Annotated in this window: 22 protein-coding genes; 9 read left to right on the top strand and 13 right to left on the bottom strand. The window is 55.0% G+C overall.

Annotated features, from left to right (window positions below):
- Positions 1–7: 7 nt before the first annotated feature.
- Both EXZ61_RS05460 and EXZ61_RS05455 read right to left on the bottom strand, forming a co-directional pair.
- Complete coding sequence (locus EXZ61_RS05460) at positions 8–1,279, bottom strand: restriction endonuclease subunit S (protein ID WP_142809776.1); 1,272 nt, start codon at positions 1,277–1,279, stop codon at positions 8–10.
- A complete protein-coding gene (locus EXZ61_RS05455) occupies positions 1,269–2,822 on the bottom strand; it encodes a class I SAM-dependent DNA methyltransferase (protein WP_142809775.1) in 1,554 nt (517 codons plus the stop codon). Before EXZ61_RS05455 ends, EXZ61_RS05460 begins: the two co-directional genes overlap by 11 nt.
- Before the next feature lie 276 nt (positions 2,823–3,098).
- On the opposite strand from EXZ61_RS05455, the gene EXZ61_RS05450 reads away from it, so the two are divergent.
- Entirely contained in the window at positions 3,099–3,962 is an 864-nt protein-coding gene (locus tag EXZ61_RS05450) for a restriction endonuclease (protein ID WP_142814117.1), read from the top strand.
- A 308-nt stretch (positions 3,963–4,270) separates the two neighbouring features.
- Complete coding sequence (locus tag EXZ61_RS05445; RefSeq protein ID WP_237219096.1) at positions 4,271–5,269, top strand: site-specific integrase; 999 nt, start codon at positions 4,271–4,273, stop codon at positions 5,267–5,269.
- A gap of 47 nt (positions 5,270–5,316) precedes the next feature.
- Here the strand turns inward: EXZ61_RS05445 and EXZ61_RS05440 are convergent, their stop codons facing one another.
- Entirely contained in the window at positions 5,317–6,072 is a 756-nt protein-coding gene (locus EXZ61_RS05440) for a hypothetical protein (protein ID WP_142809773.1), read from the bottom strand.
- A 72-nt stretch (positions 6,073–6,144) separates the two neighbouring features.
- Complete coding sequence (locus tag EXZ61_RS05435; protein ID WP_142809771.1) at positions 6,145–7,470, bottom strand: DUF5623 domain-containing protein; 1,326 nt, start codon at positions 7,468–7,470, stop codon at positions 6,145–6,147.
- A gap of 221 nt (positions 7,471–7,691) precedes the next feature.
- On the opposite strand from EXZ61_RS05435, the gene EXZ61_RS05430 reads away from it, so the two are divergent.
- Both EXZ61_RS05430 and EXZ61_RS05425 read left to right on the top strand, forming a co-directional pair.
- Positions 7,692–8,489, top strand: a complete 798-nt coding sequence (locus EXZ61_RS05430; RefSeq protein ID WP_168224707.1) for an NYN domain-containing protein — start codon at positions 7,692–7,694, stop codon at positions 8,487–8,489.
- 90 nt (positions 8,490–8,579) lie between these two features.
- Entirely contained in the window at positions 8,580–9,137 is a 558-nt protein-coding gene (locus EXZ61_RS05425; protein ID WP_142809767.1) for a hypothetical protein, read from the top strand.
- A 9-nt stretch (positions 9,138–9,146) separates the two neighbouring features.
- Here the strand turns inward: EXZ61_RS05425 and EXZ61_RS05420 are convergent, their stop codons facing one another.
- On the bottom strand, positions 9,147–10,277 hold the full coding sequence (locus tag EXZ61_RS05420) for a PIN domain-containing protein (RefSeq protein WP_142809765.1): 1,131 nt from the start codon (positions 10,275–10,277) through the stop codon (positions 9,147–9,149).
- Positions 10,278–10,359: 82 nt separating this feature from the next.
- Positions 10,360–11,658 carry a tyrosine-type recombinase/integrase gene (locus EXZ61_RS05415; RefSeq protein ID WP_142809763.1) on the bottom strand — a complete coding sequence of 433 codons (1,299 nt, stop codon included), beginning with the start codon at positions 11,656–11,658 and terminating at the stop codon, positions 10,360–10,362.
- Positions 11,659–11,921: 263 nt separating this feature from the next.
- Here EXZ61_RS05415 and EXZ61_RS05410 point away from each other — a divergent pair, with 263 nt between their 5' ends.
- Positions 11,922–12,626 carry a type 1 glutamine amidotransferase gene (locus EXZ61_RS05410; protein WP_142809761.1) on the top strand — a complete coding sequence of 235 codons (705 nt, stop codon included), beginning with the start codon at positions 11,922–11,924 and terminating at the stop codon, positions 12,624–12,626.
- 29 nt (positions 12,627–12,655) lie between these two features.
- Here the strand turns inward: EXZ61_RS05410 and EXZ61_RS05405 are convergent, their stop codons facing one another.
- From EXZ61_RS05405 to dusB, 6 genes are all read right to left on the bottom strand, one after another.
- A complete protein-coding gene (locus EXZ61_RS05405) occupies positions 12,656–13,336 on the bottom strand; it encodes a CBS domain-containing protein (protein WP_142809759.1) in 681 nt (226 codons plus the stop codon).
- Between the two features lie 62 nt (positions 13,337–13,398).
- Positions 13,399–14,643, bottom strand: coding sequence for a radical SAM family heme chaperone HemW (gene hemW / locus EXZ61_RS05400; protein WP_142814115.1), 1,245 nt, complete (start codon positions 14,641–14,643; stop codon positions 13,399–13,401).
- Positions 14,634–15,257: an RdgB/HAM1 family non-canonical purine NTP pyrophosphatase gene (gene rdgB / locus EXZ61_RS05395; RefSeq protein WP_142809757.1), complete on the bottom strand. Its 624-nt coding sequence runs from the start codon at positions 15,255–15,257 to the stop codon at positions 14,634–14,636. The genes hemW and rdgB overlap by 10 nt, the downstream gene beginning before the upstream one ends.
- A 14-nt stretch (positions 15,258–15,271) precedes the next feature.
- Positions 15,272–16,882, bottom strand: a complete 1,611-nt coding sequence (purH, locus tag EXZ61_RS05390; RefSeq protein WP_142809755.1) for a bifunctional phosphoribosylaminoimidazolecarboxamide formyltransferase/IMP cyclohydrolase — start codon at positions 16,880–16,882, stop codon at positions 15,272–15,274.
- 37 nt (positions 16,883–16,919) lie between these two features.
- A complete protein-coding gene (locus tag EXZ61_RS05385; protein WP_142809752.1) occupies positions 16,920–17,156 on the bottom strand; it encodes a helix-turn-helix domain-containing protein in 237 nt (78 codons plus the stop codon).
- The gene (gene dusB, locus EXZ61_RS05380; RefSeq protein ID WP_142809751.1) at positions 17,153–18,205 is read right to left on the bottom strand and encodes a tRNA dihydrouridine synthase DusB; all 1,053 of its coding nucleotides are present in this window, start codon (positions 18,203–18,205) and stop codon (positions 17,153–17,155) included. Before dusB ends, EXZ61_RS05385 begins: the two co-directional genes overlap by 4 nt.
- A gap of 207 nt (positions 18,206–18,412) precedes the next feature.
- Between dusB and EXZ61_RS05375 the strand changes: the two genes are divergently transcribed.
- The gene (locus tag EXZ61_RS05375; protein WP_142809749.1) at positions 18,413–18,886 is read left to right on the top strand and encodes a YqaA family protein; all 474 of its coding nucleotides are present in this window, start codon (positions 18,413–18,415) and stop codon (positions 18,884–18,886) included.
- A 112-nt stretch (positions 18,887–18,998) separates the two neighbouring features.
- Here the strand turns inward: EXZ61_RS05375 and ychF are convergent, their stop codons facing one another.
- Positions 18,999–20,090 (bottom strand): redox-regulated ATPase YchF, encoded by a 1,092-nt coding sequence (ychF, locus tag EXZ61_RS05370; protein ID WP_142809747.1) that lies wholly within the window; start codon positions 20,088–20,090, stop codon positions 18,999–19,001.
- Positions 20,091–20,201: 111 nt separating this feature from the next.
- Between ychF and EXZ61_RS05365 the strand changes: the two genes are divergently transcribed.
- The 3 genes from EXZ61_RS05365 to EXZ61_RS05355 are packed head-to-tail and all read left to right on the top strand — an operon-like array spanning position 20,202 to position 24,916.
- Positions 20,202–21,884: a sensor domain-containing diguanylate cyclase gene (locus tag EXZ61_RS05365; protein ID WP_168224705.1), complete on the top strand. Its 1,683-nt coding sequence runs from the start codon at positions 20,202–20,204 to the stop codon at positions 21,882–21,884.
- A gap of 35 nt (positions 21,885–21,919) precedes the next feature.
- Positions 21,920–23,737: a sensor domain-containing diguanylate cyclase gene (locus tag EXZ61_RS05360; protein ID WP_168224704.1), complete on the top strand. Its 1,818-nt coding sequence runs from the start codon at positions 21,920–21,922 to the stop codon at positions 23,735–23,737.
- Between the two features lie 45 nt (positions 23,738–23,782).
- Complete coding sequence (locus EXZ61_RS05355; protein ID WP_142809741.1) at positions 23,783–24,916, top strand: FAD-dependent monooxygenase; 1,134 nt, start codon at positions 23,783–23,785, stop codon at positions 24,914–24,916.
- Positions 24,917–24,918 lie beyond the last annotated feature (2 nt).

Here is a 24,918-nt window from a genome sequence, read left to right as displayed (position 1 = left end):
GCGTTGGCTATTCGGTAAGGTGATTGATGCGCAACTGGCCGGAGATCAGGCGCGGTAGCAAGGTGTCACGGGTAGTCTTAAGGGTTTGGGCAAGCAAACTGCTTTCAATAAGCATTTCAACCATAGGTCCGAGTATGGAAGTTGCTACCCTCAGCATTCCCTCATTCGGAATGCAAACTCTTGCAGCGGTCAAATGCCCTCGCTGAATATGCCCCATCGTGGTCGCCTTGCTGGCAGCGATTTGTCGGAAGTCTTCGAGATGATGACGTGTCCAGAAGTAGTAGAACCACTTGGGGAAATCCTCAGATGTGACTTTGAATAAGTGCTGATTCAATGCGCCTTCACCGCCGCACCATATTTCCACTTCAAGGCTTCCCGACCAGGAAAACAAAACGTCGCCATCTTTGACGATGTATTCGGGCTTGATGTCTCGTGATGCTTGATCTGCACCGACGGTATCGCCTTTGCGTAGCTGCGCAATCTTGATAACTGGTAGGTCGTCAATCCCGGTGGGCGGAAATTTTTGGAGTGCCAGTCCGTTTAGGAATGTGGCAATAGTGTCTAGTGACTGCACCCTCCACCCTTTCGGCACCAATCCAAACTCCGACTCGTCAAAGCGGTCTGGGAAAAGCGCAGCAGTTGCCTCGTCCATGCCTTCAGGGGCCCGACCTTCCAACTTGGCGCGTACGGGGTCAAAATTGACAAACCACGACTTGAACAGCGCCTGAGCGATGGTTTCCAGTGTCGCTTTTGTTTCGCGTAGGAGGTTAATCCGGTCGTCTAGGGCTTCAAGGATGGTGGCAATGACTTCTTGTTCTTTCAATTCCGGCGCAACAAACGGAAATGCTTTGATCAATTGCCCATTTAGATTTTGCTGAGCACCACCGTTCTTCAGGTCTACGAGTTCCTGATAGCGGTCCATAAGATAGTAGTAGACGAACCTGAAATCTGCCTTTTCAGGATCTACTACAAGATTGCAGCAGGCTTGATTGGTCGTTAATGGGATTTTGTTAACCGCAACACGTCCAGCGGTATCTCCATTGCCGTACATAGCAACAATTACAGCGTTCACCGGCACAAGCTTCGCTGATGAATTCTCCAAGCCTAATTGCGTGATGTGCTGCTCTGTCTCATATACCTTACCGTAGTTAACTTCCTTCGTTCGGAGCCACGGTATCGACCCACCGTAATATTCAGTATTGGTTGACTTTGGCGTCCCACCAGAAAAGACCTTTACACAAACTGCCCCGATAGTCGAGGTGTTCCACTCAGAACTCATACCCCAACCCTCCGAGCTTTTGTCGGATTAACTGGTCAAGTTCAGCACCCCTAGACATCTGCTCACCCAGCTTTTCGGTGAGTTGCTGCATCTTGACAGTAAAGTCTTCATCGTTATCTTCCACTTCCTCCGCGCCAACGTAGCGGCCCGGAGTGAGCACGTGACCATGCTGCGCAATCTCTGCCAACGGGACGCTGCGACAAAAACCAGCAATGTCTTGATACTCGCCTGCATCAGGTTCACCGCGCCACGCAGCCACGGTCGTGGCAATTCGCTCGATTACCTCATCTGTGAACTCGCTTTGCACGCGGCTAATCATGGTCGCCAGCTTGCGGGCATCCACAAACAGCACTTCGCCCTTGCGCTTGGTCTTCTGCTTGACCAGAAACCACAGGCAGGCCGGAATCTGGGTGTTGAAGAACAGTTGGCCGGGTAGCGCCACCATCACTTCCACCACGTCGGCGTCCACCATGGCGGCGCGGATGGTGCCTTCACTGTTCTGGCTGGAACTCATGGAGCCGTTGGCGAGCACTATTCCAGCACGGCCAGTTGGCTTGAGATGGTGCAACATGTGCTGCAACCAAGCGTAATTTGCATTGCCCTGCGGCGGGTCGCCATACACCCAGCGCGGGTCGCCGGTCAGGCTACCATGCCACCAGTCGCTGATATTGAAAGGCGGGTTGGCCAGAATGAAGTCGGCCCGCAGGTCGGCATGCTGGTTGCGGGTGAAGGTGTCGCCCGGTTCGCGGCCCAAGTTGAAGTCAATGCCGCGAATGGCTAGGTTCATGGCCGCCAGCCGCCACGTGGTGGGGTTAGCTTCTTGACCATAGATGGATACATCGCCTAGCTTGCCGCCATGGGCTTCAATGAACTTTTCTGACTGAACGAACATGCCACCTGAGCCGCAGCAGGGGTCATAAACCTGTCCGCTGTGCGGGCTGAGTACCGCCACCAGTGTTTTGACGATACTGGCCGGGGTGTAGAACTGCCCGCCGCGCTTGCCCTCTGCGCTGGCAAACATTCCAAGAAAATACTCGTATACCTGACCCAAAATGTCACGAGCCGTGCTGGGGTTGTCGCCAAAACCAATGGTGGAAACCAAGTCCACCAACTCGCCCAATTTGCCATCGGGTAACTGTGCGCGGGCATAGCGTTTGTCCAAAATGCCTTTGAGCTTGGCGTTTTCCGTCTCGATCAGCGTCAGGGCTTCGTCGATGCGCTTGCCAATGTCCGGCTGTTTGGCGGCGGCTCGCAGGCTTTCCCACCGAGCGGGTTCCGGTACCCAAAAAGCGTTGACCTCTTTGTAATAGTCGCGGTCTTCCAGCTCCTGCTCCAGATCGGCCGGAGTTGCGTTGGCAAAGAAGTAGTCGTCTGCCGGGTTGGTGAGGCGCGTGGTTAGCTCAGCACGGCGGGCGGCGAACGTGTCCGAGATGTACTTGACGAAGATGAGGCCCAGCACCAAATGCTTGTATTCGGCCGCGTCCATGTTGGCACGCAGCTTGTCAGCCGTTGCCCAGAGTGTTTTTTTGATGTCTTCGAGCATGAATTTCCCTTGGAATCAATGAAGCTTGACCCCGTTTCAGATGATTATGACGTGTGAAAATGTGCCGCCTGCGACGTGGCCGAAGATGTGTCCCCGGTGGATTGACAGCAAAGTCTGGGCGTTGGAAGTCAGAAAAGAGTGCTTGCTGAAATTGATCGCAATTTGCCCAAGCTTTGTCAGCAGATAATCTTTCCTGAGATTGCGACTCGGGCCGGCATTTATTGGACTGACTCAAGCACAAATGACATTAAAGAGAATAAGCGCAGGGAGATTTCGATGGCTAGAAAGCGTAAAACAAGTCCCTTAGAGGACATGCTCGATTTGGTGTCATTGATGCCATGGTGGGCTGGTGTTGCAATTGCCGCAATTGGCTATGTGGTTCTGCACCGCATGGCCGCTCCGGTTCACGTGACGGCTGTCCAGCCAGGACAAGTCGGTAACCTCATTACGCAAACGGTATTCACAAGCTTCGCTTCGATTGGGCAGTATCTGGTTCCGCTTGTCGGCTTGGTTGGTGCCGCTATGTCATTGGTTCGACGCAAACAGCGGACTACTTTGGTCACAGATGTCGCTCAGGCGCAAAGCGCCAGTGCTCTTGACGGCATGTCATGGCGTGAGTTTGAAATGCTTGTCGGCGAAGCGTACAGATTGCAGGGTTACCGCGTCACCGAAACCGGAGGTGGTGGAGCCGATGGAGGCATTGACTTGGCTTTGACCAAGGGCAGCGAGAAATTTCTTGTCCAGTGCAAGCAGTGGAAAGCCTACAAAGTCGGTGTGGATGTGGTGCGGGAACTGTACGGTGTGATGGCTGCAAAAGGCGCTACTGGCGGATTTGTTGTCACTTCCGGGCGATTTACTGACGATGCGAAAGCGTTTGCAGAAGGTCGCAATGTTCAATTGGTGGACGGCCCCAAGCTTTTTTCCATGATCAAGCAGGCGAAACTGTCGCTAACAGCTACCGCTCAACAGCCAGCTAGCAAACCCACAATGGCACAGTCCAAAGCTGTCATTGAGCCAATTTGCCCGCAGTGTGGGTCAAGCATGGTCAAACGAACTGCGCGCAAAGGTGGAAATGCTGGTGGTGAATTCTGGGGTTGCTCAAAGTTTCCGACTTGCAAAGGTGTCCGGCAACTGGGCTAACTTGAGAAAAATCCACCGCTTGCCTGGCTGTCAATAGCCTGAGAAAATACAACATAACTTTTCACTGCAATGGTGAGGAGTATTGACTGACGCACGCTGTGTCAGTTTGGTTTTTTCTCCTTAGTTTCCCCGCTTAATTTTCTTCTTGCCATGCCCTTGGCTCGTGCTGAATTCGCACGTCTGAACGCCTGAAAACGCGGGGAAATTAAATTGTTCTTGAACCCATCGACCGTAGTGATTCCGTTTCCAAAGCAATAGCTTCGGAGCATGGTTTTGCACGTCGTTTCACCCATCTGAAAAGGCAAAAAATGTCCAAATTCCCTGACCAAAATGCAGCCGCTTTGAGCGATGCCAAGACCAGCAAGCCACACACCAACAGACAAGCTCCAAAGAAGCCGCCAAAGGCGGTTTGCGGTGATTTTGCTGCCATTGCCGAGGGCTACATTCAAGCCGCAACCGCTGAGTCCACACGCCGGAACTTTGACAGTGACATGCGCCACCTGGCTATAAATGAAATTTTTGCAGAAAGCCCTCCCGCCGCTGTTCTTGAATATCTGGCGAAATATGCTGGGAACCACAAAGTCGGCACGCTGGAACGGCGCATGGTTTCGCTGCACAAGGCCGCGATGCGTAAAAACCTGCCATCTCCCGTCAAATCTTTACCCGTGCAGCAAGCTTTGGCAGGTATCCGGCGTACACATGGAGTTCGTCCCCGACGTGTAACACCCGTTGTTAAAAGCACTTTGATTGAAATGATGATCGTCGGAGAGCAGAGCCAGAAAAAAATAGCTTTTGCCCGCGACAAAGCAGTCCTCATGCTTTCTTTTTGTGGTGCGTTGAGACGCAGCGAAGCGTGTGCGCTTGAGGTAGCTGACTTGACGTTTTTGGATGGGGGAATGGATGTGCTGGTCCGTCGCAGTAAGACTGATGGCGAAGGTCATGGACAGACGATTTTTGTACCGAAGGCGAACGGCTCACGGTGTGCAGTTGCCGCAGTTCAAGAGTGGCTTGCTTTGGCGCAGATAGTTGAGGGTCCAGTGTTCCGGGCAGTGTCACGCAGCGACCGTGTACTACCGGGTGCGCTGTCACCGCAAAGCGTGGCGTTGATTGTCAAACGAGCGGCTGCACGCATAGGGGCAAACGCTGATGATTTCAGTGGGCACTCGCTTAGGGCTGGTTTTTGTACCGAAGGTTCAATGGCTGGCCTTGCAAACTGGCAGATAAGGGCGGTGACTCGTCATGTCAATGATGTGCACCTTGCGACTTATGTCAGACCACTCTCGAACAAGACGCCTAGCCTACTGTGAATTTTGGTGCTGCGAACTTTGTGATGCGAAGCGGCAGCAAACATGAATCAGGAAAACGTAATCTTTAGTTTTCCAGATGGCACTTGGCTATCGTTGAACGTAACCTCGGTCATGAGATGCAAGTCTCTGGTGTACGGCTCACCTGGCTGAATTAGCTGACTCAAATCAGCCTCGGCCAGCGCAGTGAAATCCGCAGTGGCAACCATCAACTCGCTGAGTTCCAACGACTCGCCACCTGCGGTTAAAGTTATTGCGTCCACGGGCATCAAAAAACTGCGCCCACCGATATCGACCATCTCATGTTCGCCAGGCCTAAATGACCCAGCAACCAATGTGTGAAGTCTGGCTTTTGTAGGGGGATTGTCAGTAACTACGGCCCAGCTAAGCGATCCCCATACAGGCTGCTTCTTTCTGACCATGATGTCGATTCGACCGTCTAGGTGTTGCACGTTGTTTCGCATACCTTTGACCGGATGCAAGTTCTGGACAAAGCCTCGGCAGTATTCCGCTTCAGCAATCAATGGTGCTGACATACAAAGTGCTCTCAAACGGTTGAGAGAGTCGATAGCCAGCCAAGCATCAGCGACAGCATGGACATACTCTTGAATGTCATCTTCCTCATCAATCCTCTTCGATATGCTCCAAAGCGTTTCCCTCAGTCGCCGGTATGCCATGTCAGCGATTTCAATGGAATAGACGATTCCATCAAAGTAGGCACGCTGCCTGACGTTAAATGATGCGGGTATTCTTCTAAGCGGCGAGTTCGGTTGAACAATTGCAGGACGGTGGTATATGTGTTCCATTTATGTTTTTCGAGACAGTCGCAGAAATGGTGACAGGTTCCATCAATTCAGGGGGAGCCTGTCACCACGCATCTAGGCACCCCAATTCTGCATAGACTTGATTGCTCCATCGACTTTATTCAAGACGGTGCGCAGCGGTTTACTGTCCGGGTAATGCGCCGCCAGAATGCGCTTCACTTCTTCCAAGCTGTGGGTATGTTTCAGTCGCTCATTTTCAGAAAGTGAGCGTTCATAGGTGTTGCCAGACTCGTGATAGTAGAGGTCAAAGAACACTTCACTGGGTAGCTCTGCGCGGTTGTATTCCCGCATAGTCCATTCATCAAGTTCGCTGCGAATTCCGTCGACTCGGTTGTAGACACCCTTGCGGTGATAGCTGGCAACCAGCACAGACTTCAAGAGTTCACCTACCTTGGCGTGCGTCTCCACTGGCATGGTCCCGTTGGGTCGCCGCTGTGCACCAACAAAAGTCTGAACATAGCCAACGGTATTGCGCTTGCCCGTTGTCGGTTTGCTGGGCTTCTGCGGTGGCAATTTGATTGCTTTTGCATGCTCAATAGTGCCCGGACTGATGAAGTACGGTAAGGAGGATGCAGACTCACCATCCCAAGTTGCCTCTACTATCGGAGCGGGCAGCCGCTCAAGTGCAGCGACCACAGGTGCCAGTGGAATTCCCTTCTGTGAATCCGCAATAAGGAAAAGGCGGGAACCACCATCTGGAAAGTACATTCCGGGCCACGTTGGCTTCATGATTGTGAAACCATGGCGTATTGCCCAAGCCTCCCGCTCTTTCGTCGCCCGTTCGACTGCCGCCTCATAGGGCTCGTCAACGTACAGATACCGCTTCGTTTCCGGGTCGTACCAAATACTTTCATGATCGTGAGCAGGCACGGCATTGCTGGAGCGCCCACCTGGGTAGGCTCGGCTGTGGCTTTTTGATGGCCGAAGCTTGGTCGCATCCATAAACTGTAGAGCGCGTGCCGCCGCACAGGCGTAATACCTTGCACGTGACTGCGAGTCAGCAAGTTCTGGTTTGGCTAGATGATCCGGCCCTTCGCGGCGAAAGTTCGCCATCGCCCGGTGGTTTTGAAAATGGACTGGCTGGATCAAATCACTCCACAACGTGGAGAGGTGAAGCTCAAGCGTTTCGCGTCCTCGGATGTCAGTCTTTTTGTCGCGCCAGTACACAGTAAGAAAGACGCGATGGACGCTGCGTAACTTGTGTGTTTTGGGCTGGTCAAATTGCAGCTTGTTGCGCGCATGACGGAAATTCTCAAACCCAGCCAATCGAGCACTTTCATCAAGGGCCACTGCGTGCTGAATTGCACGTTCGGTTTTGATTGACTTGGCTAGGCGCTTAATGCCGTCCAAAGTTGACGGACGAATGTTCTCACTCGACATAACAGTTCTCCCGGCCCACGCAAAACGTCACCCGTCTGCCGCTTCTCGGACCTGAACATGAAATGAAGAGGTGGGAAGTGGATGTCGGCAGTGCTGTCAACAGCTTTTCTTTGACGGGTGGATGGCTTCTGCCCAAAGCCGATTCCATTATGACAGGGTATGAAAATTAATATCGCTGTTCTAATGTCAGTAAACAGGGGAGACCGACAGTGATTGCATTTTTGATTGACGCCGACAATTTCTCATCACCGGCATGGATAGATGAGGCATTCCAGACGCTTGAGCGAACAGAGGGCTCAATTTCAATTCGACGCGCCTATGGTAGTGCTGAGAATTTGAAAGGGCTAGCAGACACGCTGCGTATATGGGCTGTTCGTCCATTCGTCAATCTACCCCTCCCCAAGAACACCACTGATATTTCTTTGGCAGTGGATGCGATGGAGTTAGCCTGCATGGCTCCAAGACCAAAGCTGGTTGTTGTCGGTTCGGGTGATCTGGACTTTGTGCCGCTGGTTGTGCGACTTCGGGAGCGGGGTATCAAGGTCGTTTGCGTTACCGAACGGAGCAAGATGGCGCAGGATGCTGTGCCAGCCTACGATCAAGTGATCTATGTGGGTGGTGATCAAGTTGACCGGCCCAAAGCCGTAGAACCCAAGCCAATGGCGACCGCACCAGTACGTGCCGTCACAAAAAAGGCAGCAACAAAATCGCCTGTCGTTAAGACTGCAAGCCCCAAACCAGCAGCAGCTAAGAAAGCGGTGGCAAAGAAGGTCCCTGCCAAGAAGACCACGGGCGCGGCAAGCGATGCCGTCACAGTTCCAAGAATCCTAGCGGCGGTACCAAATTTGAAGGCTGGGCAATGGCAACCGTTGGGTGATGTTGCTAAGGTCTTGCATGACGAAAAATTGCTTGCCAAGAGCGCGACCTCCACGAAGCTCTTTAAGAAATTTCCCCACCATTTCGAGTTGATGCCAGCAGGTAAGCCCAATCAAGTTCGCTTCATCTTGCCGCCGCAATAGGAATCCTACGGGGCACACTGCGGTCTATGCTGATGCGCGCCCTTTCACTTTGCTAGCGAAGTATCATGATCCCTTTCAAGGGGGTAACAATTGAAGTCAATTTGCCAAACAACACTACCGCTGCTAGTGCTCGTCATTTTGGGTGGATGCGCATCGGTAAACGACAAGCAAACAGTTCAATCGTCAGGCGATTCCAAATCATCTCTTGTTGTTCAACTCAAGTATGAGGATGCAAAGGATGACTTGAATGACAAGTTAAAAACTGGTTCAGTTGGGTCTCTTGACTTGAAAAGTGACCCAAACCAAACCCATTTGGCTGGGCCCTACGTCAGTGTCGCCCGAACGTGCGATTTGAACCGCACTTCATGCAAGCTTGGTGTAATCAAGACTGGACTGAAGTACACAGTGGTACGCAAGGGCAATGACTGGATTATTGAAGGCAATATGACGACAGTTATGTCCAGAAGTGAAAGTGCAGAAAATGGGAATATGGTGTTTTCAAGATCGCTTCCTGTAGATGTCCCTCTTTTGGACGGAGAACCATCTCAAATACGGCATTTTCGCTGGATTGCCAATATTGAGGGGGACCTTGAACTCAAGGGTCCAGGAGGTGTGAAGTTTGTCTTTACTCGACTCGTAAATAATTGAAGTTCGAGCCTAGTCTTCACTCAATTCGACGCTATCGACAGAGTCAATGCTGATTTCCACATTGCCATCAAGAGCGTCCTCAGTCGAAACATCCGCCAGCACGGCGGCTGGAATCATGATTTTCAACATGCCTCTGACTGTGACCTCACGCTCCTCTTCCGCCTGAAAGTAGTGATCGTTGTGATCAGTCACACTTGGAGAATCATCATCACGTAGCGCGTAATAGTCAGCCTTGTAGATGTAATAGATCAATGTAACGGTTGATGTGTAGCTATATGGCAATCCGAACTCACCGCCACCAAAATACGACAGGTTATTGAGGTCCAATTCAATGTTTTCGGGATCGTAATATCCTTGAATTGTTGCCTCATGGTTGTCGTCTGGAATCGAATGCGAATGGACAGTTCGACCAACTATTTTTTCGTTAGCTTCTTTCTGTAGGACATAAAAAATTTCGTTGCTTTCGGCTTCGTATTTTCCCAACTCTGCGCAAATGAGCGGAAGGTTCTCGACGACGTCCAGATGCAGTACCTCAGCTTGAATTGGGTCTGACTCAATGAAGCTGCCCAAGCTCTTAAGTACGGAAACGCCCTTCAGCGCCTCAGATGCTTGGGCAACCTTTCCGTCGGCCGAAATTACAAAAAGTTGCGCTGATACCTTGGATAGTTCAACAATGGTTTGAAAAATGAAGGCATCGGGGATGTCGGCTCTTACCTTCGGCGAAGTCAGCGGTGATGTGCCTAGAAAATATGCCTCAAGTGCGGCTCTCGCACTTGATTCGCTTACAGAATGGCGCACTGCGCCAACTGAATCCAACCAACTTATGAATGAAGCTTCTACGTTGCCAATGATTGCATTCTCTTGGTTGAGCAAATTCTCAAGCAACACCTTCATTGAGTTCAGCCGTTCGACATTAATTTCGTATTGCACCAAGTACTCAAGGCCTTTTTGAGTCGCCTCCAGTTTGTCCTTCGCGCCAGCAACCAAATGCGTCTGAAACTCTCGTTCAACAATATATGGAATGTGGAGTTGAACAACCCCCGCCTTACAGAGACGAGACAGCGCCAAAAAGGGCAACTTTGATCTTGCTTGATCTTTATGGTAGATATTTGTATCAATAACGATGTCGTACTTGGCCATCAGCGACGATCCCTTTAATTTCTCAACCGAGTCTAGGCGGTTGCTTCTTTTTGTTGCCGTTAGCAATTGTCTGACGAAATCATCACTCGGGATTCTGGACCAGCGTTACCCCCTCTTTTGACTTGATGTAGTCAGCCCAGTCCTGCATCAATTGATGCCGCTTCTCCACCATATCTGATCGCTGGTAGGACTGCACCGTTTTGTCACCTACAACGTGCGCAATAGCAAACTCCAACATTTCATGTTCATAGGTCGTGAGGGCTGCACCCCATGTGCGGAAACTAGCTCTAAACCCGTGCATGGTGTGATCAACCTTCATGCGCCGAAGTATCTGGGTGAATGTCATATCACTGAGTGCTCCACCATTAATGTTGGGGAAAATCAGGCCAGTGGGCTTTCCTTTCGCTGTGAACAACTCAGAGCGCAACTCCTTGGCACGCACAAGCACAGACATGGCAGCTTCTGACAACGGAACCGTGTGCACACGGTCTGCTTTCATCCGCTCTTTTGGAATCGTCCACATTCGCTCTTCCAAGTCAATTTCTTCCCACACTGCGAAGCGCACTTCACCCGAGCGTGCAGCGGTCAAAACAATGAATGCAAACGCCAGCTTCACGGCATCTGAGGAAGTGCCGTGCATGACTTTGTGAAGTACCGCACCAACTTGACCGTGGGGACACGATGGGTGATTTTCTCCGGCCAACTGCTTGCTGTTCTTGGGTAGGGTCTCTTTCAATTGAACCCATTGTTCACTGTCAAGACCATTGCAATAGCCCATTGCCGCACCGTAATTAATGGTGGTGCGGATGCGCTGCAACACACGTGAAGCAGTTTCCGCTTTGGATTTCCAAATGGGTAGCAAGGCTTGGCGAATCTGGTCGCGGGTCAATTGGCTCATGGGGACTTTTCCGAAGACTGGAAAAGCGTAAGTGGTCAGGGTGTTAATCCACTGGTCTTTGTGCTTGGTGTTTTTCCAATCGTCTGCATTGGCATCGTGGTACTCCTTTGCACATTCGGCAAACGTGCGCCGCAGTCGCGATGCTTCTGTTTCTTGGGCAGTCCTATGCAAGCGTTCTTGTTCGCGGAAGGTCTGAGGGTCTATTCCATCAGTTAGCAATTGACGGTACTTGTGGGCACGTTCTCGGGCCTCGGCCAAAGTCCAGTCGGCGGCAGAACCTAAGCCCATGTATCGGACAGATTTATCCAAGGTGTATCGCAGCACCCAAGATTTTGTTTTGGTGGGGCTGACTTGCAAATAGAGCCCTCCGCCATCGTGGTGGTAACCCACCTCGTTGAGATTACGCACTGCAACCGCCGTAAACCTATTACGGGCGCGGCTTTTCGGGGTTTTTGATTTATTGTTTTTGGCTGCATCGTCCATCAAAGGCTCTCAGTTCTATCAACATTTCAATCCACATTCAAAATTGAAATAGAACTGTAGCAGGCTAGATGAGATGAGGCAAACTTGGAGCGAGTGGCGGACATTTTCTCCAATGCCGATAAGCACTTGCGATAAACTGAGAGTAATTGCGAGATTCTGCGATTGCACTTTCTGCGGTCACAGCTTCCGCCACTGAGGTGCATCGCACCACGCTGGCATCACCCTCTTGTTGCGTTCCATCACCAAGACAGGTCACACTCCCCATGCTTCCCATCGCCATTGTTCAAAATGCGTCCAACGACGGACCGTGCTTTTTTGCGACTTGGCTAGGGGCAAATGGATTCGCCCACCACATGTTTCGCATGGACCTAGGTGAGGCTTTGCCAAGCACCTTGGATGGCTTTTCGGGTTTGGGTATTTTGGGTGGCCCTATGAGTGCCAATGACGACATGCCCTACTACCCCGCGATGTTTGGCCTTATCCAGGCATCCATCGCACAACATAAGCCGGTCATCGGACATTGCCTAGGCGGTCAACTCTTGAGCCGCGCCTTGGGTGGCACCGTGCAAGCCGCTGAACATGCAGAGATTGGCTGGAGCACATTGCGCGCGGAATCCCATCTCGCCACCGAGTGGCTAGGCACCCACGAACCCTTGGAATTGTTCCAGTGGCATGGCGAGTCGTTCAGCATCCCGGCTAGGGCAACACGCATCGCCACAGGCCGCTATTGCGCCAACCAAGCCTATGTGGTGGACGGCCTGCATATCGGCATGCAGTTCCATTGCGAGGTGGATGCGCCCAAAGTGCGCGACTGGCTGCGCACAGGCGCGGCGGAGATTGCAGCCAGCATGTCCCCTGCGGTACAAACTCCGGCCCAAGCCCTTGAACACCTAGATGCCAAGCTTGCAAATAGCCAAGCCATTGCCAGCACCATTTACCAGCGCTGGGCGCAGAACCTCAAACCCTAAATCCACCGACTGCAGCGCATAGCCGCTTGTCACGTCCACAAATCAAGCGGCGGCTCTGCCACCACTGCCCGCAAGATATCGGAGCGGGACACAAATCCGACCAAGGCGGACGCGGCATCGACCACCGGCAAGCCAGGCAAACCCGTGCTCAACAGCACGCGCGCCACACGGCGAATGTCTGCATCTGGCACCACGCTGGGAACAGGCGTCCACATAACTTCGCTCACCGCCTGCAACAACAAAGCACGCCACACCAAGGCATGGCTTTGTGGCCCGGGCAAGCGCTCAGGGCGCATCAAATCTGCACGCGAGAGCAAGCCCACCAAGCTGCCTTGCGCATTGACCACGGGCGCTTGCCCCACGCCCTTCTCAGACAAAACTGACCACGCTTGCTCGACTGTGTACTCGTCTTGCACGGTAACCAGTGCATGGCTCATGATGGCAGCCACCTGCGACAAAGGGTGGCGTGCCGGTGACTCGTTGTGCGCGTGTTGGTAACTGGAGACCGCAACGCGATGCGCGATATCGTGGGGCTCGGGATTAGGCATTTGAGATGCCAAGTGATTCTGAAAGGGCGCATGGTCTTGTGCATCTTGCCCAATGGGCTGCACCCTGTGCATGCGCGCCAAGGCCTGTGGCGGACCCACCCGGTACAGGTCTTCCAGCGGGCCATGAAACAAGCGCCCACCCAATCCATACACAGAAAACATGACTGCCCTCCTTCACGCACGGCAGCCTTGGGTGCCCGCGTGAGAGCCACTATAGTGCGCAGCTAGGTGTTTGGGGAGAGGAAAAGCGCTTGTAAATCACTCAAAAAATCAAAGCCCCGCACCGTGGGACGTACGCGTGCAAAGTCACGCTCAATCAAACCTTTGCGCTCTGCCTCGCTGAGCGCAGCCTCTATGGCGGTGATGGCAAGCCCCGTGCGCTCGGTAAAGTCGCGCAAGCCAAAACCATTGCGCAAACGCAGGGCGTTGAGCATGTATTCAAACGGCAAGTCGGCACGCGCCACTTCTTCGTCTTGGGCCAAGGCATTGCCGGCTAGCGCCCTGTCCATGTAGAGCCGGGGTTCACGCAAGCGCACTTGGCGCACCACGCGGTGGGCAAAGCTGAGTTTGCTGTGGGCCCCCGCGCCAATGCCTAGGTAGTCACCAAACTGCCAGTAGTTCAGGTTATGAAAACACCGGTGGCCATCACGGGCATAGGCGGACACCTCATAGCGGTCCAAGCCGGCTTGGCTGGTCAGCTCGGTGATGCGGTCCAACATGCCATAGGCCGTGTCGTCTTCTGGAATGACAGGCGGGTATTTGGCGAAGTAGGTGTTGGGCTCGATGGTCAGGTGGTAGATCGAGATATGGGGCGGCTTAAACTGCAAAGCCAGCGCCATGTCTTGCTCTACCTGCGCCAAGCTTTGGCCCGGCAGGGCGTACATGATGTCCAGGTTAAAGGTGTCAAACGACTGCGCCGCCTCTTCCACCGCGGCCAAGGCCTGGGCACGATTGTGCACGCGCCCCAAGGCCTGCAAGTGCGCATCGTTAAAGCTTTGCACCCCGATGGACAAACGCGTCACCCCGGCATGGCGAAACGCCTTGAAGCGATCTTTCTCAAAAGTGCCGGGGTTGGCCTCCATGGTGATTTCGCAGTTAGCCTCTAAGCGCAAGCGGGCACGGATATCCCCCAGCAAGCGATCGATAGACTCCGGCGAGAACAAGCTGGGCGTGCCCCCACCAATAAAAATGCTGTGCACCGTGCGCCCCCAGATCAGCGGCAGTGCCGCTTCAAGATCTGCGATCACCGCATCGATGTAGCGCTGCTGCGGCACCACATCGGGAGCCATTTCATGCGAATTGAAGTCGCAGTAAGGGCACTTCTTCAAGCACCAAGGCAAATGCACATACAAAGACAAAGGCGGCAAGGCCGCCAGTTGCAGCGTGCCAGGGCGCATGTAGTGCTGAATGTCGTGCGGCACGACTGCCTGTGCCGCCTCGCTCGCGGGCAGGATAGGAATCACGCCAATGCGCCAGCCGCTGCGGGCAACCAACGCTCACGGATCAAAGCAGCCATGGCCTGCGCTGAGCGCCCCCGGTGGCTGTGGGCGTTTTTCACCTCAGTGGGCAGCTGGGCAAAGGTTTGGCCAAACTCAGGCAACCACATCACGGGGTCAAAGCCAAACCCGTTGCTCCCCACGGGCGCGCGGGCAATCTCGCCCACCACGCGGCCTACGGCGATCAAGGGCTCAGGATCGTCAGCAGAGCGCACCGCCACCAGCGTGCTGACCATGGCAGCTCGGCGGTTATCGATGGTCTGCATTTGTTCCAGAATGGCGCGCACATTGTTGTCGTCACTTTTGACGTAGCCAAACTGCGTGGCGTAGTAGGCGGTATCGACCCCCGGCAAGCCGCCAAACGCGTCGACACACAAGCCGGCATCGTCAGCCAAAGCTGGCAAACCCGTGTGCGCCGCCGCATTGCGCGCCTTGGCCAAGGCGTTCTCTACAAAGGTGCGAAAAGGCTCGGGCGACTCAGGCACGCCCAAATCGCCCTGACGCACCAAGGTACAGCCCAAGCCCGCAAACATGGCTTGCAACTCGGCCAACTTGCCTTGGTTGTTGGACGCCAAAACAATTTTCATAGCTGCGGCCATGCTTAGTGGCGGAAGTGGCGCACGCCGCTGAACACCATGGACACACCACGCGCGTTGGCCGCGTCAATGACCTCTTGGTCGCGCATGGAGCCACCGGGCTGTATGACGCAGGTCGCGCCGTGGTCCACCACCACGTCCAAGCCGTCACGGAAGGGGAAGAACGCATCGCTCGCCACCACGGTACCTGCCAAAGACAGGTTGGCGTGGCCAGCTTTGATAGAAGCAATACGGGCGGAATCCAAGCGGCTCATCTGGCCAGCACCCACGCCCATGGTCATGCCACCCTTGCAAAAGACGATGGCGTTGGACTTGACGTACTTGGCCACCTTCCAGGCGAACAGCAGGTCGTTGAGTTCTTCGGCAGTAGGTTGCTTGGTGGTCACCACCTTCAGATCGCTCAGCGCCAGCTCATGGTTGTCGGCCGTTTGCAGCAAGATGCCAGAGCCGATGCGCTTCATGTCCATCAGGTTGCGGCCCTGATCCCATGCCGACGCTCCACCCTTGGGCAAGTCAATTTGCAGAATACGCACATTGACCTTGCTCTTGAAAACTTCCAGCGCGGCGGGCGTGAAGCTGGGGGCCATCAGCACTTCCACAAACTGCTTCGAAATTTGTAGCGCACCACGCTCATCCAGTGGCGTGTTCAGGGCAATAATGCCGCCAAACGCGCTGGTAGGATCGGTTTGGAAGGCCTTGCTATAGGCCTCCAGAGCATCTGCACCCACGGCCACGCCGCAGGGGTTGGCATGCTTGACGATCACACACGCAGGCGTGTCAAAGCTTTTCACACATTCCCAAGCCGCGTCGGCATCGGCGATGTTGTTGTAGCTCAGCTCCTTGCCCTGCAATTGCTTGGCGGTGACCAGCGAGCCGGGAGCAGGCAATAGGTCGCGGTACAAGGCAGCTTGCTGGTGGCTGTTTTCGCCGTAGCGCAGGTCTTGCACTTTCACGAAGCGGCCATTGCTTTGGCCGGGGAACAAATCCAGCACCGGGGCTTTGTCGCCTGCCGGAACTTCGTCGCCAATTTGGATGGCCGACAGGTAGTCGCTGATGGCACCGTCGTACTGGCTGATGCGGTTGAACGCGGCAATCGAAAGACCCAGTTTGGTCTTGTCGCTCACGCGGCCAGCGGCCTTCAGTTCGGCGATCACGGTGTCGTACTGGGCCGCGTCGGTCAGCACGGCCACATCTTTCCAGTTCTTGGCAGCGCTGCGCACCATGGCGGGGCCGCCAATGTCGATGTTCTCAATCGCATCTTCCAACGTGCAGCCGGCCTTGGCCACCGTCGCCTCAAACGGGTACAGGTTCACCACCAGAAAGTCGATGGTGTTGATGTGGTGCTCGGCCAGCGCTGCCATGTGGGTCGGGAAGTCGCGACGCGCCAGCAAGCCACCGTGTACACGGGGGTGCAGCGTCTTGACACGACCATCCAGCATTTCGGGGAAACCGGTCATCTCCGCCACTTCGGTCACGGGCAGACCTTGGTCGGCCAGCAGCTTGGCAGTACCTCCCGTAGACAGGAGCTTGACGCCTTGGGCGTGTAGCGCTTGGGCGAGTTCAACGATGCCAGTCTTGTCAGAGACAGACAAGAGTGCTGTTTGGGTGGCGGTCATAAAGCGAGTGGGTAAAGTTAAAAAAGTGAGTGCAGGCTTACTCGGCTAGCTTGTGTTCAAGCAGCTTTTTACGCAGCGTATTGCGGTTAAGCCCCAGCCATTGGGCGGCTTTAGATTGGTTGTTAGCAGCCTGCTCCATCACGACCTCCAACAAGGGCTTTTCGACAGCGCGCACCAGCATGTCGTGCATGCCATGCGGCTCAATGCCGTCGAGGTCTTGAAAATAGGCTTGCAAACTAGCGCGCACGCTCTCGTCTAATGGTTTGGTGCTCATAGCGCTAATTCCATACTCTGGGTTCCCTGTACATCCGTTGCCGCGCTCGCCCTTGCGGGGATGCGGTCCATGGTTTGATTCAACTCGTCAAAAAAATCTTCTACGGCTTGCACTTGCGCCGTACTGTCTTGCAAAGTGTTCATGTGCGCCCGAAAAGCCTGCGCGCCCGGCAAGGTGTGCACATACCAAGCAATGTGTTTGCGCGCGGAGCGCACACCGATGAACTCGCCATACAGGCTGTAGTGGTCGTACAAATGCTCCACCAGCAAGCGCTTGACCTCGCTCACCAGCGGTGGCGCCAGGTGCGTGCCATGCTCCAAAAAGTGGGCAATCTCACGGAATATCCAGGGCTGCCCTTGGGCGGCGCGGCCAATCATGAGCGCGTCAGCGCCAGTCAGGCGCAACACCTCTTGCGCCTTTTCGGGGCTGGTGATGTCGCCGTTAGCGACCACAGGAATGCGCACTGCTGCCTTCACTGATGCCACTGTGTCGTATTCGGCATAGCCTTTGTAGCCTTGCTCGCGGGTGCGGCCATGCACGGTGAGCATCTGAATGCCCACGTCTTCAAAGCGGCGGGCCAGGGTCAAGGCGTTTTTATGGGTTTGGCACCAGCCGGTGCGCATCTTGAGGGTGACTGGCACGTTGCGGGGGGCACAGGCCTCAACCACGGCTTGGGCAATCGAGGTGGCTAGATCTTCGTCTTGCATCAAGGCAGAGCCTGCCCATTTGTTGCAAACCTTTTTGGCCGGGCAACCCATGTTGATGTCGATGATCTGGGCACCACGGTCAATGTTGTACAGCGCTGCGTCCGCCATCATTTGCGCCTCGGTACCTGCAATTTGCACAGCAATCGGGCCGGGCTCACCCTCATGGTTGGCCCGGCGCGAGGTCTTCAGCGAATCCCACAAGTCTGGGCGCGAGGTGACCATTTCGCTCACTGCATAGCCAGCCCCCAGCCGCTTGCACAACTGGCGAAACGGACGGTCTGTCACCCCTGCCATAGGAGCCACAAATAGGGAATTCGCCAAAGCGAACTGGCCAATGAACATGCGTTGAACGGTGAATAAAACGGGGAGGGTTGGGGGATGTGGCGAAAGCCGGGGGTATTGTAGCTGCCCAATATTTCAGCAACCAAAATCTTTATTGGGAACTTACCCTAGCTTCCCTTAAGGTTTGCAGGCTGACTTAGTTTTTGAACCTTGGGGTGCTGTAGCGCGCGCCAGTGACGAGCCCAATGTTCCTATACTGAGCCCACCATGGAACTCTGGATACAGCAACTGATTACCCTCTTGGCCCTGCCCCAGTACAGCCTTGGCGCGGTGTTCGTGGTGTCTTTTATCTCAGCCACCTTGCTACCGCTGGGCTCAGAGCCCGTGGTGTTTGGGCTGGTGCAACTCAACCCCAGCATGTTTTGGCCCGTGATTGCTGTGGCCACCGTGGGCAACACCTTGGGCGGCGCGGTGGATTGGTGGATGGGGTTTGGCGCGCGGCACCTGACCCACAAGTATGCCCATTCGCAGGTGCATTTGCGCGCCTTGGACTGGCTGGAAAAACTGGGGCCCAAAGCCTGCTTGCTGGCCTGGCTCCCCTTAGTGGGCGACCCGCTGTGTGCAGTGGCTGGCTGGCTCAAACTGCCGTTTTGGCCATGCGTGGTCTACATGGCGATCGGCAAGTTTGCGCGCTACCTCACGATGACCGCGGCACTCACCGGACTGTGGAAGCTATGGTAGCCACATAAGCTGCGCCCCAAATAAAAACAGCTCTCAATTTGCTACCAAATTAAGAGCTGCTTGCGCTTATTCCATGAGCGACAGAGGCCGATTTGGCCTCGATAAACCGGCTTTATGAGCTAAACAAGAAGTTCAACACGTCACCGTCTTTGACCACATAGTCTTTTCCTTCGGCGCGCATCTTGCCCGCGTCTTTGGCACCTTGCTCACCCTTGTAGGTAATGAAGTCGTCAAACGCAATGGTTTGGGCGCGGATGTAGCCTTTTTCAAAGTCGGTGTGAATCACGCCCGCCGCTTGTGGCCCGGTGTCGCCCACATGGATGGTCCAAGCGCGCACTTCTTTCACGCCTGCGGTGAAGTAGGTTTGCAAGCCCAGCAGCTTGAACGCGGCGCGGATCAAACGGTTCAGGCCTGGTTCGTCTTGGCCCAACTCTTCCAAGAACATCTGACGATCTTCGTCGCTCATCTCGCTCATCTCCGCTTCCATCTTGGCGCAGATGGCTACCACGGGCGCATTTTGCGCTGCAGCGTATTCCTTGAGACGATCTAAGAGCGGATTGTTTTCAAAGCCATCTTCTGCCACATTGGCCACAAACATGGCGGGCTTGGCGGTGATCAAGAAAAACTGCTTGAGCAGCGGCAACTCTTCCTTGCTGAAGTCCAAGGTGCGTACGGGCTTGGCTTCGTTCAAAGCCAATTGGCATTTTTCCAAAATGGCCACCAACTTTGCGGATTCCTTGTCGCCCGAGCGCGCCGTTTTGGTCACGCGATGCAAAGCTTTTTCAACCGCGGCCAAATCTGCCAAACACAACTCGGTCTGAATGACTTCAATGTCCGAGATGGGATCAACCTTGCCGGACACGTGGATCACGTTGTCGTCTTCAAAGCAGCGCACCACGTTCACGGTGGCGTCTGTTTCGCGGATATGGGCCAAAAATTTATTACCCAAACCCTCGCCCGTACTGGCGCCAGCCACCAAACCGGCAATATCCACAAACTCAACGATGGCCGGCACAATGCGCTCTGGCGAGATGATGTTTGCCAACTGTTGCAAACGCGGATCGGGCAGCTCCACCACACCCACATTGGGTTCGATGGTGCAAAACGGATAGTTCTCCGCTGCGATTCCTGCCTTGGTCAAGGCGTTGAACAAGGTCGACTTTCCTACATTGGGCAGGCCTACAATGCCACACTTCAAGCTCATAAAAACCCCTAAAAACTGGGTGCCAAGTGTATGTCATACCTGCTCACCCGCCTGTTCTTAGCCTTTCTGTGCGTCGCAAGCGGCTTAGTATGGGCGTCCGAACCAGCGCCCATGCGCAATATCGTTTTAAGCGACAGCAACCCTTCTTTTGATGTGAAGTCCGAGTTGCGCAGCTGGATAGACCCGACAGGCATCGCCACGATCGAAGAGGCCGTGTCTGACCCCGCACGGTTTGATTCGGCGCCAGCGAGCTTGGGCAGGGAGCTCACTGGAGACAACGCCTTGTGGATCAAGCTGCGCGTGCTCAGGGTGGAAGGAAACACCGATGCGTGGACCTTGAACGTCCCCATACCCGCCATTGACTCCGTGCGCCTATTTCAGAAGGAGGCGGGCGGCACCGGCAAATGGAGTGTGCAAACTGCAGGTGACACCTGGCCGCAGTCTGCCTGGGCGCGCAGGGGCTTTTACGCAGACTTTGATTTGAGCTTCAACACGGCCGGCGCTCAAGATGTGTACTTACAGATACGCGACTTCCATCGCTTGAACATTCCGATACGCATCGCCAACAAGCAAACGCGTGAATTCCATAGGCTCGTAGAGACGCTGCTCATGGGGCTCATGGTCGGGGGGCTGCTGTCGGTCGCTGCGCTGTCGCTCATTCGGTACAAGGAGCACCGCAACCCGACCGACCTGCGGGCCAGTGTCTATGGCCTTTTGATTTTGCTGAGCGTCGCACAGTTCAGTGGCATTAACAGTGCCACGCTATGGTCTAGCCTGCCACAGTTGGGAAATTATGCGTCCAGCATTTTGCCGCTGTTCGCAGTGGGAGTCTCTTTGCTGTTTGTGCGGGACTTGTATGCGCTCTCCACGCAGTACCACCGATACGACGCATTTTTGGCGGCAACCGGTTGGGGCACGCTGGCTTGGATTGCCAGCTTCTTGGTGCTGGACCGCGTGACGGCGGACAGCATTGGTAGCGCCATCATCTTTTTTGCTTCCACCGTTGGGCTGGCAGCGGCTGTGTTGTCGTGGCGCGGAGGTTCGCCCATTTGGGCGTGGATGCTCCTGGCCTATGTTCCCCAATACTTGGGCGTTATTCGCCTCGTTTTGCAAACCCTGGGGCTGGTGCCGACCTTATGGGAAGCTCGCTACTACACCGCGTTTGCTGTCGCTTTGTCGGTCCCCTCTTTGGTCTATGCCTTAAGCAAGCTCACGCACGACCGGGCTGAAGTCAAAAACCGCGCTGAGCATTTGCCCACCCAAGATGCTTTGACAGGCTTGCTGACCTTAGAAAAGTTTTCTACCCACTTGCAAGAAGCGTACTCGCGCGCCATCGAAAGCCGAGAGCCCATTGCATTGGTCATGGTGCGCGTGGTCAACCACGAGCATATTCGTAACACCTTAGGCGACCCCGTGGCAGAGCAAAGTCTGCTGCGCGCGGTCGTCAAGCTGCACCGTGTGCTGCGTGACGTAGATCCGGCGGGGCGCGTTGATACCGCCCAATTTGCCTTGTTACTTGAAAGCGTTCCCACACGCCAAGTACTGACGGAGCGCATGGTGCAGCTCATAGCTTCTGGCTTGATTCCACTTCCGGGTTTGACGCCGCCAGTCACTTTGCAGTTTCACGTGGCCTGTGTGCTTTTGCATGAAAACCCGGTGCCACCCGAAAGCGCATTGGGTGAGTTGGAAGAAGTGCTGGATGACATGTCACCACACACCCATAGGCCCATTCGTTTCCTAGAAGCGGTCCCTACCCAAGCGGGCATTTTGCAGGCCGAAGAACTCGCGCCATGAAAGCGTGGAAGAGCATGTCATGGCTCAGGTGCTGCATGGTTGTAGTGATTGCACTATGTTCCCTGCACAGCCACGCAGCCGAGGATTCAGACAGTCGGGGCGCACTCGAACCCTTGGTTCTGGATGCCCGCCACGGAACCATACAGCCGGCTCACCACATTGCGTTGTACCTGGAAGCGGGTGCAGGTAGCCCTATTGAGACCATTGTGGCCCTGCCCAGCCGATTCAGCATGGCCCCCAGTGACCAGGCTTTCGCACTGACAGAAGCAAACACGTTGTGGTTACGACTCCAACTTCAGCGCACATCCCCGTCACCATCGAGTTGGACGCTGCATGTGCCACTGCCCTACATTGACAGCGTCACGCTGTTTCAGAAGGACGCAAAGGGCCAGTGGATTGGCCATGCAGCCGGGGACGTGACGGCGGTCAGTCGGTGGGCACGCCCAGGCCTTTACCCAGAGTTCGAGCTGCAACTAGCGAGCACAGAGGTGGTGGAGGTGTTTATCAAAGTACGCAACTACAAGGCAGTTGCGGTGCCCTTAAAGCTCCAAACTGCAGAAGCCAGAGAGAGCCAACGGCAAATTGAATTCGTGCTCATTGGTGTGGTCCTAGGGACCCTGCTCATGGTCTTGGGCAATTGCTGCATTCAGTATGCGACATCCAAGAACGCCATTGAGGCCTATTACATTGCGTACATCACCATTAGTGCATGCGTGGTGTGTGCCATCACCGGTTTTGCTGGTGCATTTGTATGGCCGGATTCTCCTGTGTGGACGAACTTTGCGTACTCAGCAATTCCCATTGTGGGCGCGGGCGCCACCGTTTTGTTTACCCGCCATGTGTGCGCACTGCACATGAGCTTTCCGCGCTTCTCCCACGCCTTGCAATGGTATGGCTGGCTTTGCCTCCCCTTGCTGATGCTATGCGCCATGCTGGACCGCACCACGGCTAGCGCCTTCTTCAACATCTACTATGCGGTGGCCGGTGTGGTTGTCATTGCCGCGCCACTGCTGGCATGGCGACGGGGTGACGTGGTGGGCAAATGGCTTTTGTTCGCCTACGGGCCACAGAGCGTGGGGGTGATGGTGGTTGCTGCCCAAGGGTTTGGCCTGCTTCCCCCGTGGTGGCAAGTGCTGCACGGTGTAGTGCTGGCCATTGGCGTATCGGTGCCATTGATGTTGCATGCCCTGCACCTGCGCGCACGTGCTCGGCACGAGGCCGAAGACCGCGTCAATGCCCTTGGCACACAAGACGCATTGACCGGGCTGCTTGTGAAACCGGTATTCCTAAACCTGGTGCAGCGCGCCATCAAGCGTGCGCAGCGCGACCAAGAACCTGCCGCCATCGTGCTGGTCGAAGTCGTCAACCATGGTCGTTTGAAACAACTGTATGGTGAGGCTGTAGCTGAGCAATGCCTCTTGCGGGCTGTGGTGAAGCTACACAGGGTGCTGCGTGATGTAGACCCCGCCGGACGCGTCTCCGCAGCTCGCTTTGGCATGGTGCTGGAAGGGGTAAGCACCCGCCAGGCCCTCAGCGAACGCATGGTCAGCCTCATAGCGTCCGGGCTCATACCCTTACCGCAGCTCAAACCAGAAGTGTCTTTGCAATTTCACATTGCCTGCGTCATGCTCAATGAATCTGTTCCCAACCCCGACACGGTGATGGGCTTGCTCAGTGACTTACTCGCTGATATTGCTCCCAAGTCGCGCCGCCCGATTCGGTTTTTAGAGCACTTCGACACAATGCCTGCGTCTGACAGGTCGGACTCGGGGTTTGATGCAGAGCGAACCGCAAGCTTCCTAGCGACAACCGTGCAACCATCCCACGCAATGACACAGCAATTGCCGGGATAACCCGACCGGCCCCGCACGCTGGGCATGGCCTCCTACAATCTCGCCATGGCAAAACCCTTTGACATCTGTATTCGCGGCGCTGGCATTGTCGGTCGCACTTTAGCTTTGCACTTGGCCGGCAAACGGTTGCGGGTGGCACTCACCGTTTTGCCCCGCACGGCCCCCGAGGCTTCGCCCGCTTCTGACGTGCGAGCCTATGCACTGAACCAAGCTGCGCGCAATCTGCTGGAAGGTATACGCTGTTGGCCAGACGACGTGCATGCCACGCCCGTCCTAGCCATGCAGGTCCATGGTGACCAAGGTGGCCATGTCTCATTTTCAGCAGCAAGCCAAGGGGTGAGTGCCTTGAACTGGATTGTCGACGTGCCTGCACTTGAGACGCGCCTAGAAGAAGCAGTTCGGTTCCAACCCCTCATTGAAGTGTGCGACGTACCGCCTCCAGCGGCCCTTACCGTCATCTGCGAAGGCAAAGCCAGCCAAACCCGGGTGGAACTGGGCGTGGAGTTCACAACGCTACCTTATGCACAGTGCGCAGTAGCTGCGCGCGTAGAGTGCACCCAGCCCCACGCCCAAACCGCCAGGCAGTGGTTCCATGAAGGCGAAGTATTGGCCTTTTTGCCACTAGGTGGCGCACAAGGGAACTTATGCGCGATTGTGTGGTCCATCTCACCTGAACGTGCCCAGCAGCTGCTAGGTGCCAGTGCCGAAGAGTTTTGTACGGCGCTGCAATCTGCCAGCCACAACGCCCTGGGGTCCTTGCAACTCAGCAGTCCGCGCTCCAGCTGGCCTTTACAGCAAGCTTTAGCAAAGCGCTGGTGTGGACAAAGCGCTGCAGGTGCCTGGGTTTTGGCGGGAGATGCGGCCCATACGGTGCATCCTTTAGCAGGGCAAGGCTTGAATTTAGGTCTAGGAGATGTCGCCGAGTTGAGCCGGGTCTTAGATGGTCGTGCGTATTGGCGCACCGTCGGAGACCCTAAGCTGTTGAGGGCTTACGAACGTGCGCGGCGTGCCGACTTTGCCTTAGTGAACCAAGCAGGCGACACCTTGCAACAACTATTTTTTCACGCCCACCCCGGATTGCAAACCTTGCGGAATTGGGGCATGAACCAGTTTGAACGCAGTGGCCCTCTCAAGCACTGGATTGCTCAACGCGCAATGGGCGCGGCGAATACTATTTGACT

The sequence above is a fragment of the Rhodoferax aquaticus genome, from assembly GCF_006974105.1.
GTDB classification, from domain to species: domain Bacteria; phylum Pseudomonadota; class Gammaproteobacteria; order Burkholderiales; family Burkholderiaceae_C; genus Allorhodoferax; species Allorhodoferax aquaticus_A.
This window is presented reverse-complemented; position numbering and strand designations above follow the sequence as displayed.

Excerpts from the sequence above, each read along its gene's own strand:
- purH (WP_142809755.1), bottom strand. The coding sequence starts at position 16,882 with ATGACCGCCACCCAAACAGCACTCTTGTCTGTCTCTGACAAGACTGGC.
- EXZ61_RS05460 (WP_142809776.1), bottom strand. The coding sequence starts at position 1,279 with ATGAGTTCTGAGTGGAACACCTCGACTATCGGGGCAGTTTGTGTAAAG.
- EXZ61_RS05420 (WP_142809765.1), bottom strand. The coding sequence starts at position 10,277 with ATGGCCAAGTACGACATCGTTATTGATACAAATATCTACCATAAAGAT.
- EXZ61_RS05415 (WP_142809763.1), bottom strand. The coding sequence starts at position 11,658 with ATGGACGATGCAGCCAAAAACAATAAATCAAAAACCCCGAAAAGCCGC.
- EXZ61_RS05405 (WP_142809759.1), bottom strand. The coding sequence starts at position 13,336 with ATGTTTTCTGTGTATGGATTGGGTGGGCGCTTGTTTCATGGCCCGCTG.
- EXZ61_RS05365 (WP_168224705.1), top strand. The coding sequence starts at position 20,202 with ATGCGCAATATCGTTTTAAGCGACAGCAACCCTTCTTTTGATGTGAAG.
- EXZ61_RS05360 (WP_168224704.1), top strand. The coding sequence starts at position 21,920 with ATGGTTGTAGTGATTGCACTATGTTCCCTGCACAGCCACGCAGCCGAG.
- EXZ61_RS05450 (WP_142814117.1), top strand. The coding sequence starts at position 3,099 with ATGGCTAGAAAGCGTAAAACAAGTCCCTTAGAGGACATGCTCGATTTG.
- rdgB (WP_142809757.1), bottom strand. The coding sequence starts at position 15,257 with ATGAAAATTGTTTTGGCGTCCAACAACCAAGGCAAGTTGGCCGAGTTG.
- EXZ61_RS05375 (WP_142809749.1), top strand. The coding sequence starts at position 18,413 with ATGGAACTCTGGATACAGCAACTGATTACCCTCTTGGCCCTGCCCCAG.
- dusB (WP_142809751.1), bottom strand. The coding sequence starts at position 18,205 with ATGTTCATTGGCCAGTTCGCTTTGGCGAATTCCCTATTTGTGGCTCCT.
- EXZ61_RS05355 (WP_142809741.1), top strand. The coding sequence starts at position 23,783 with ATGGCAAAACCCTTTGACATCTGTATTCGCGGCGCTGGCATTGTCGGT.
- EXZ61_RS05445 (WP_237219096.1), top strand. The coding sequence starts at position 4,271 with ATGTCCAAATTCCCTGACCAAAATGCAGCCGCTTTGAGCGATGCCAAG.
- EXZ61_RS05455 (WP_142809775.1), bottom strand. The coding sequence starts at position 2,822 with ATGCTCGAAGACATCAAAAAAACACTCTGGGCAACGGCTGACAAGCTG.
- EXZ61_RS05435 (WP_142809771.1), bottom strand. The coding sequence starts at position 7,470 with ATGTCGAGTGAGAACATTCGTCCGTCAACTTTGGACGGCATTAAGCGC.
- EXZ61_RS05385 (WP_142809752.1), bottom strand. The coding sequence starts at position 17,156 with ATGAGCACCAAACCATTAGACGAGAGCGTGCGCGCTAGTTTGCAAGCC.
- EXZ61_RS05440 (WP_142809773.1), bottom strand. The coding sequence starts at position 6,072 with ATGGAACACATATACCACCGTCCTGCAATTGTTCAACCGAACTCGCCG.
- EXZ61_RS05410 (WP_142809761.1), top strand. The coding sequence starts at position 11,922 with ATGCTTCCCATCGCCATTGTTCAAAATGCGTCCAACGACGGACCGTGC.
- ychF (WP_142809747.1), bottom strand. The coding sequence starts at position 20,090 with ATGAGCTTGAAGTGTGGCATTGTAGGCCTGCCCAATGTAGGAAAGTCG.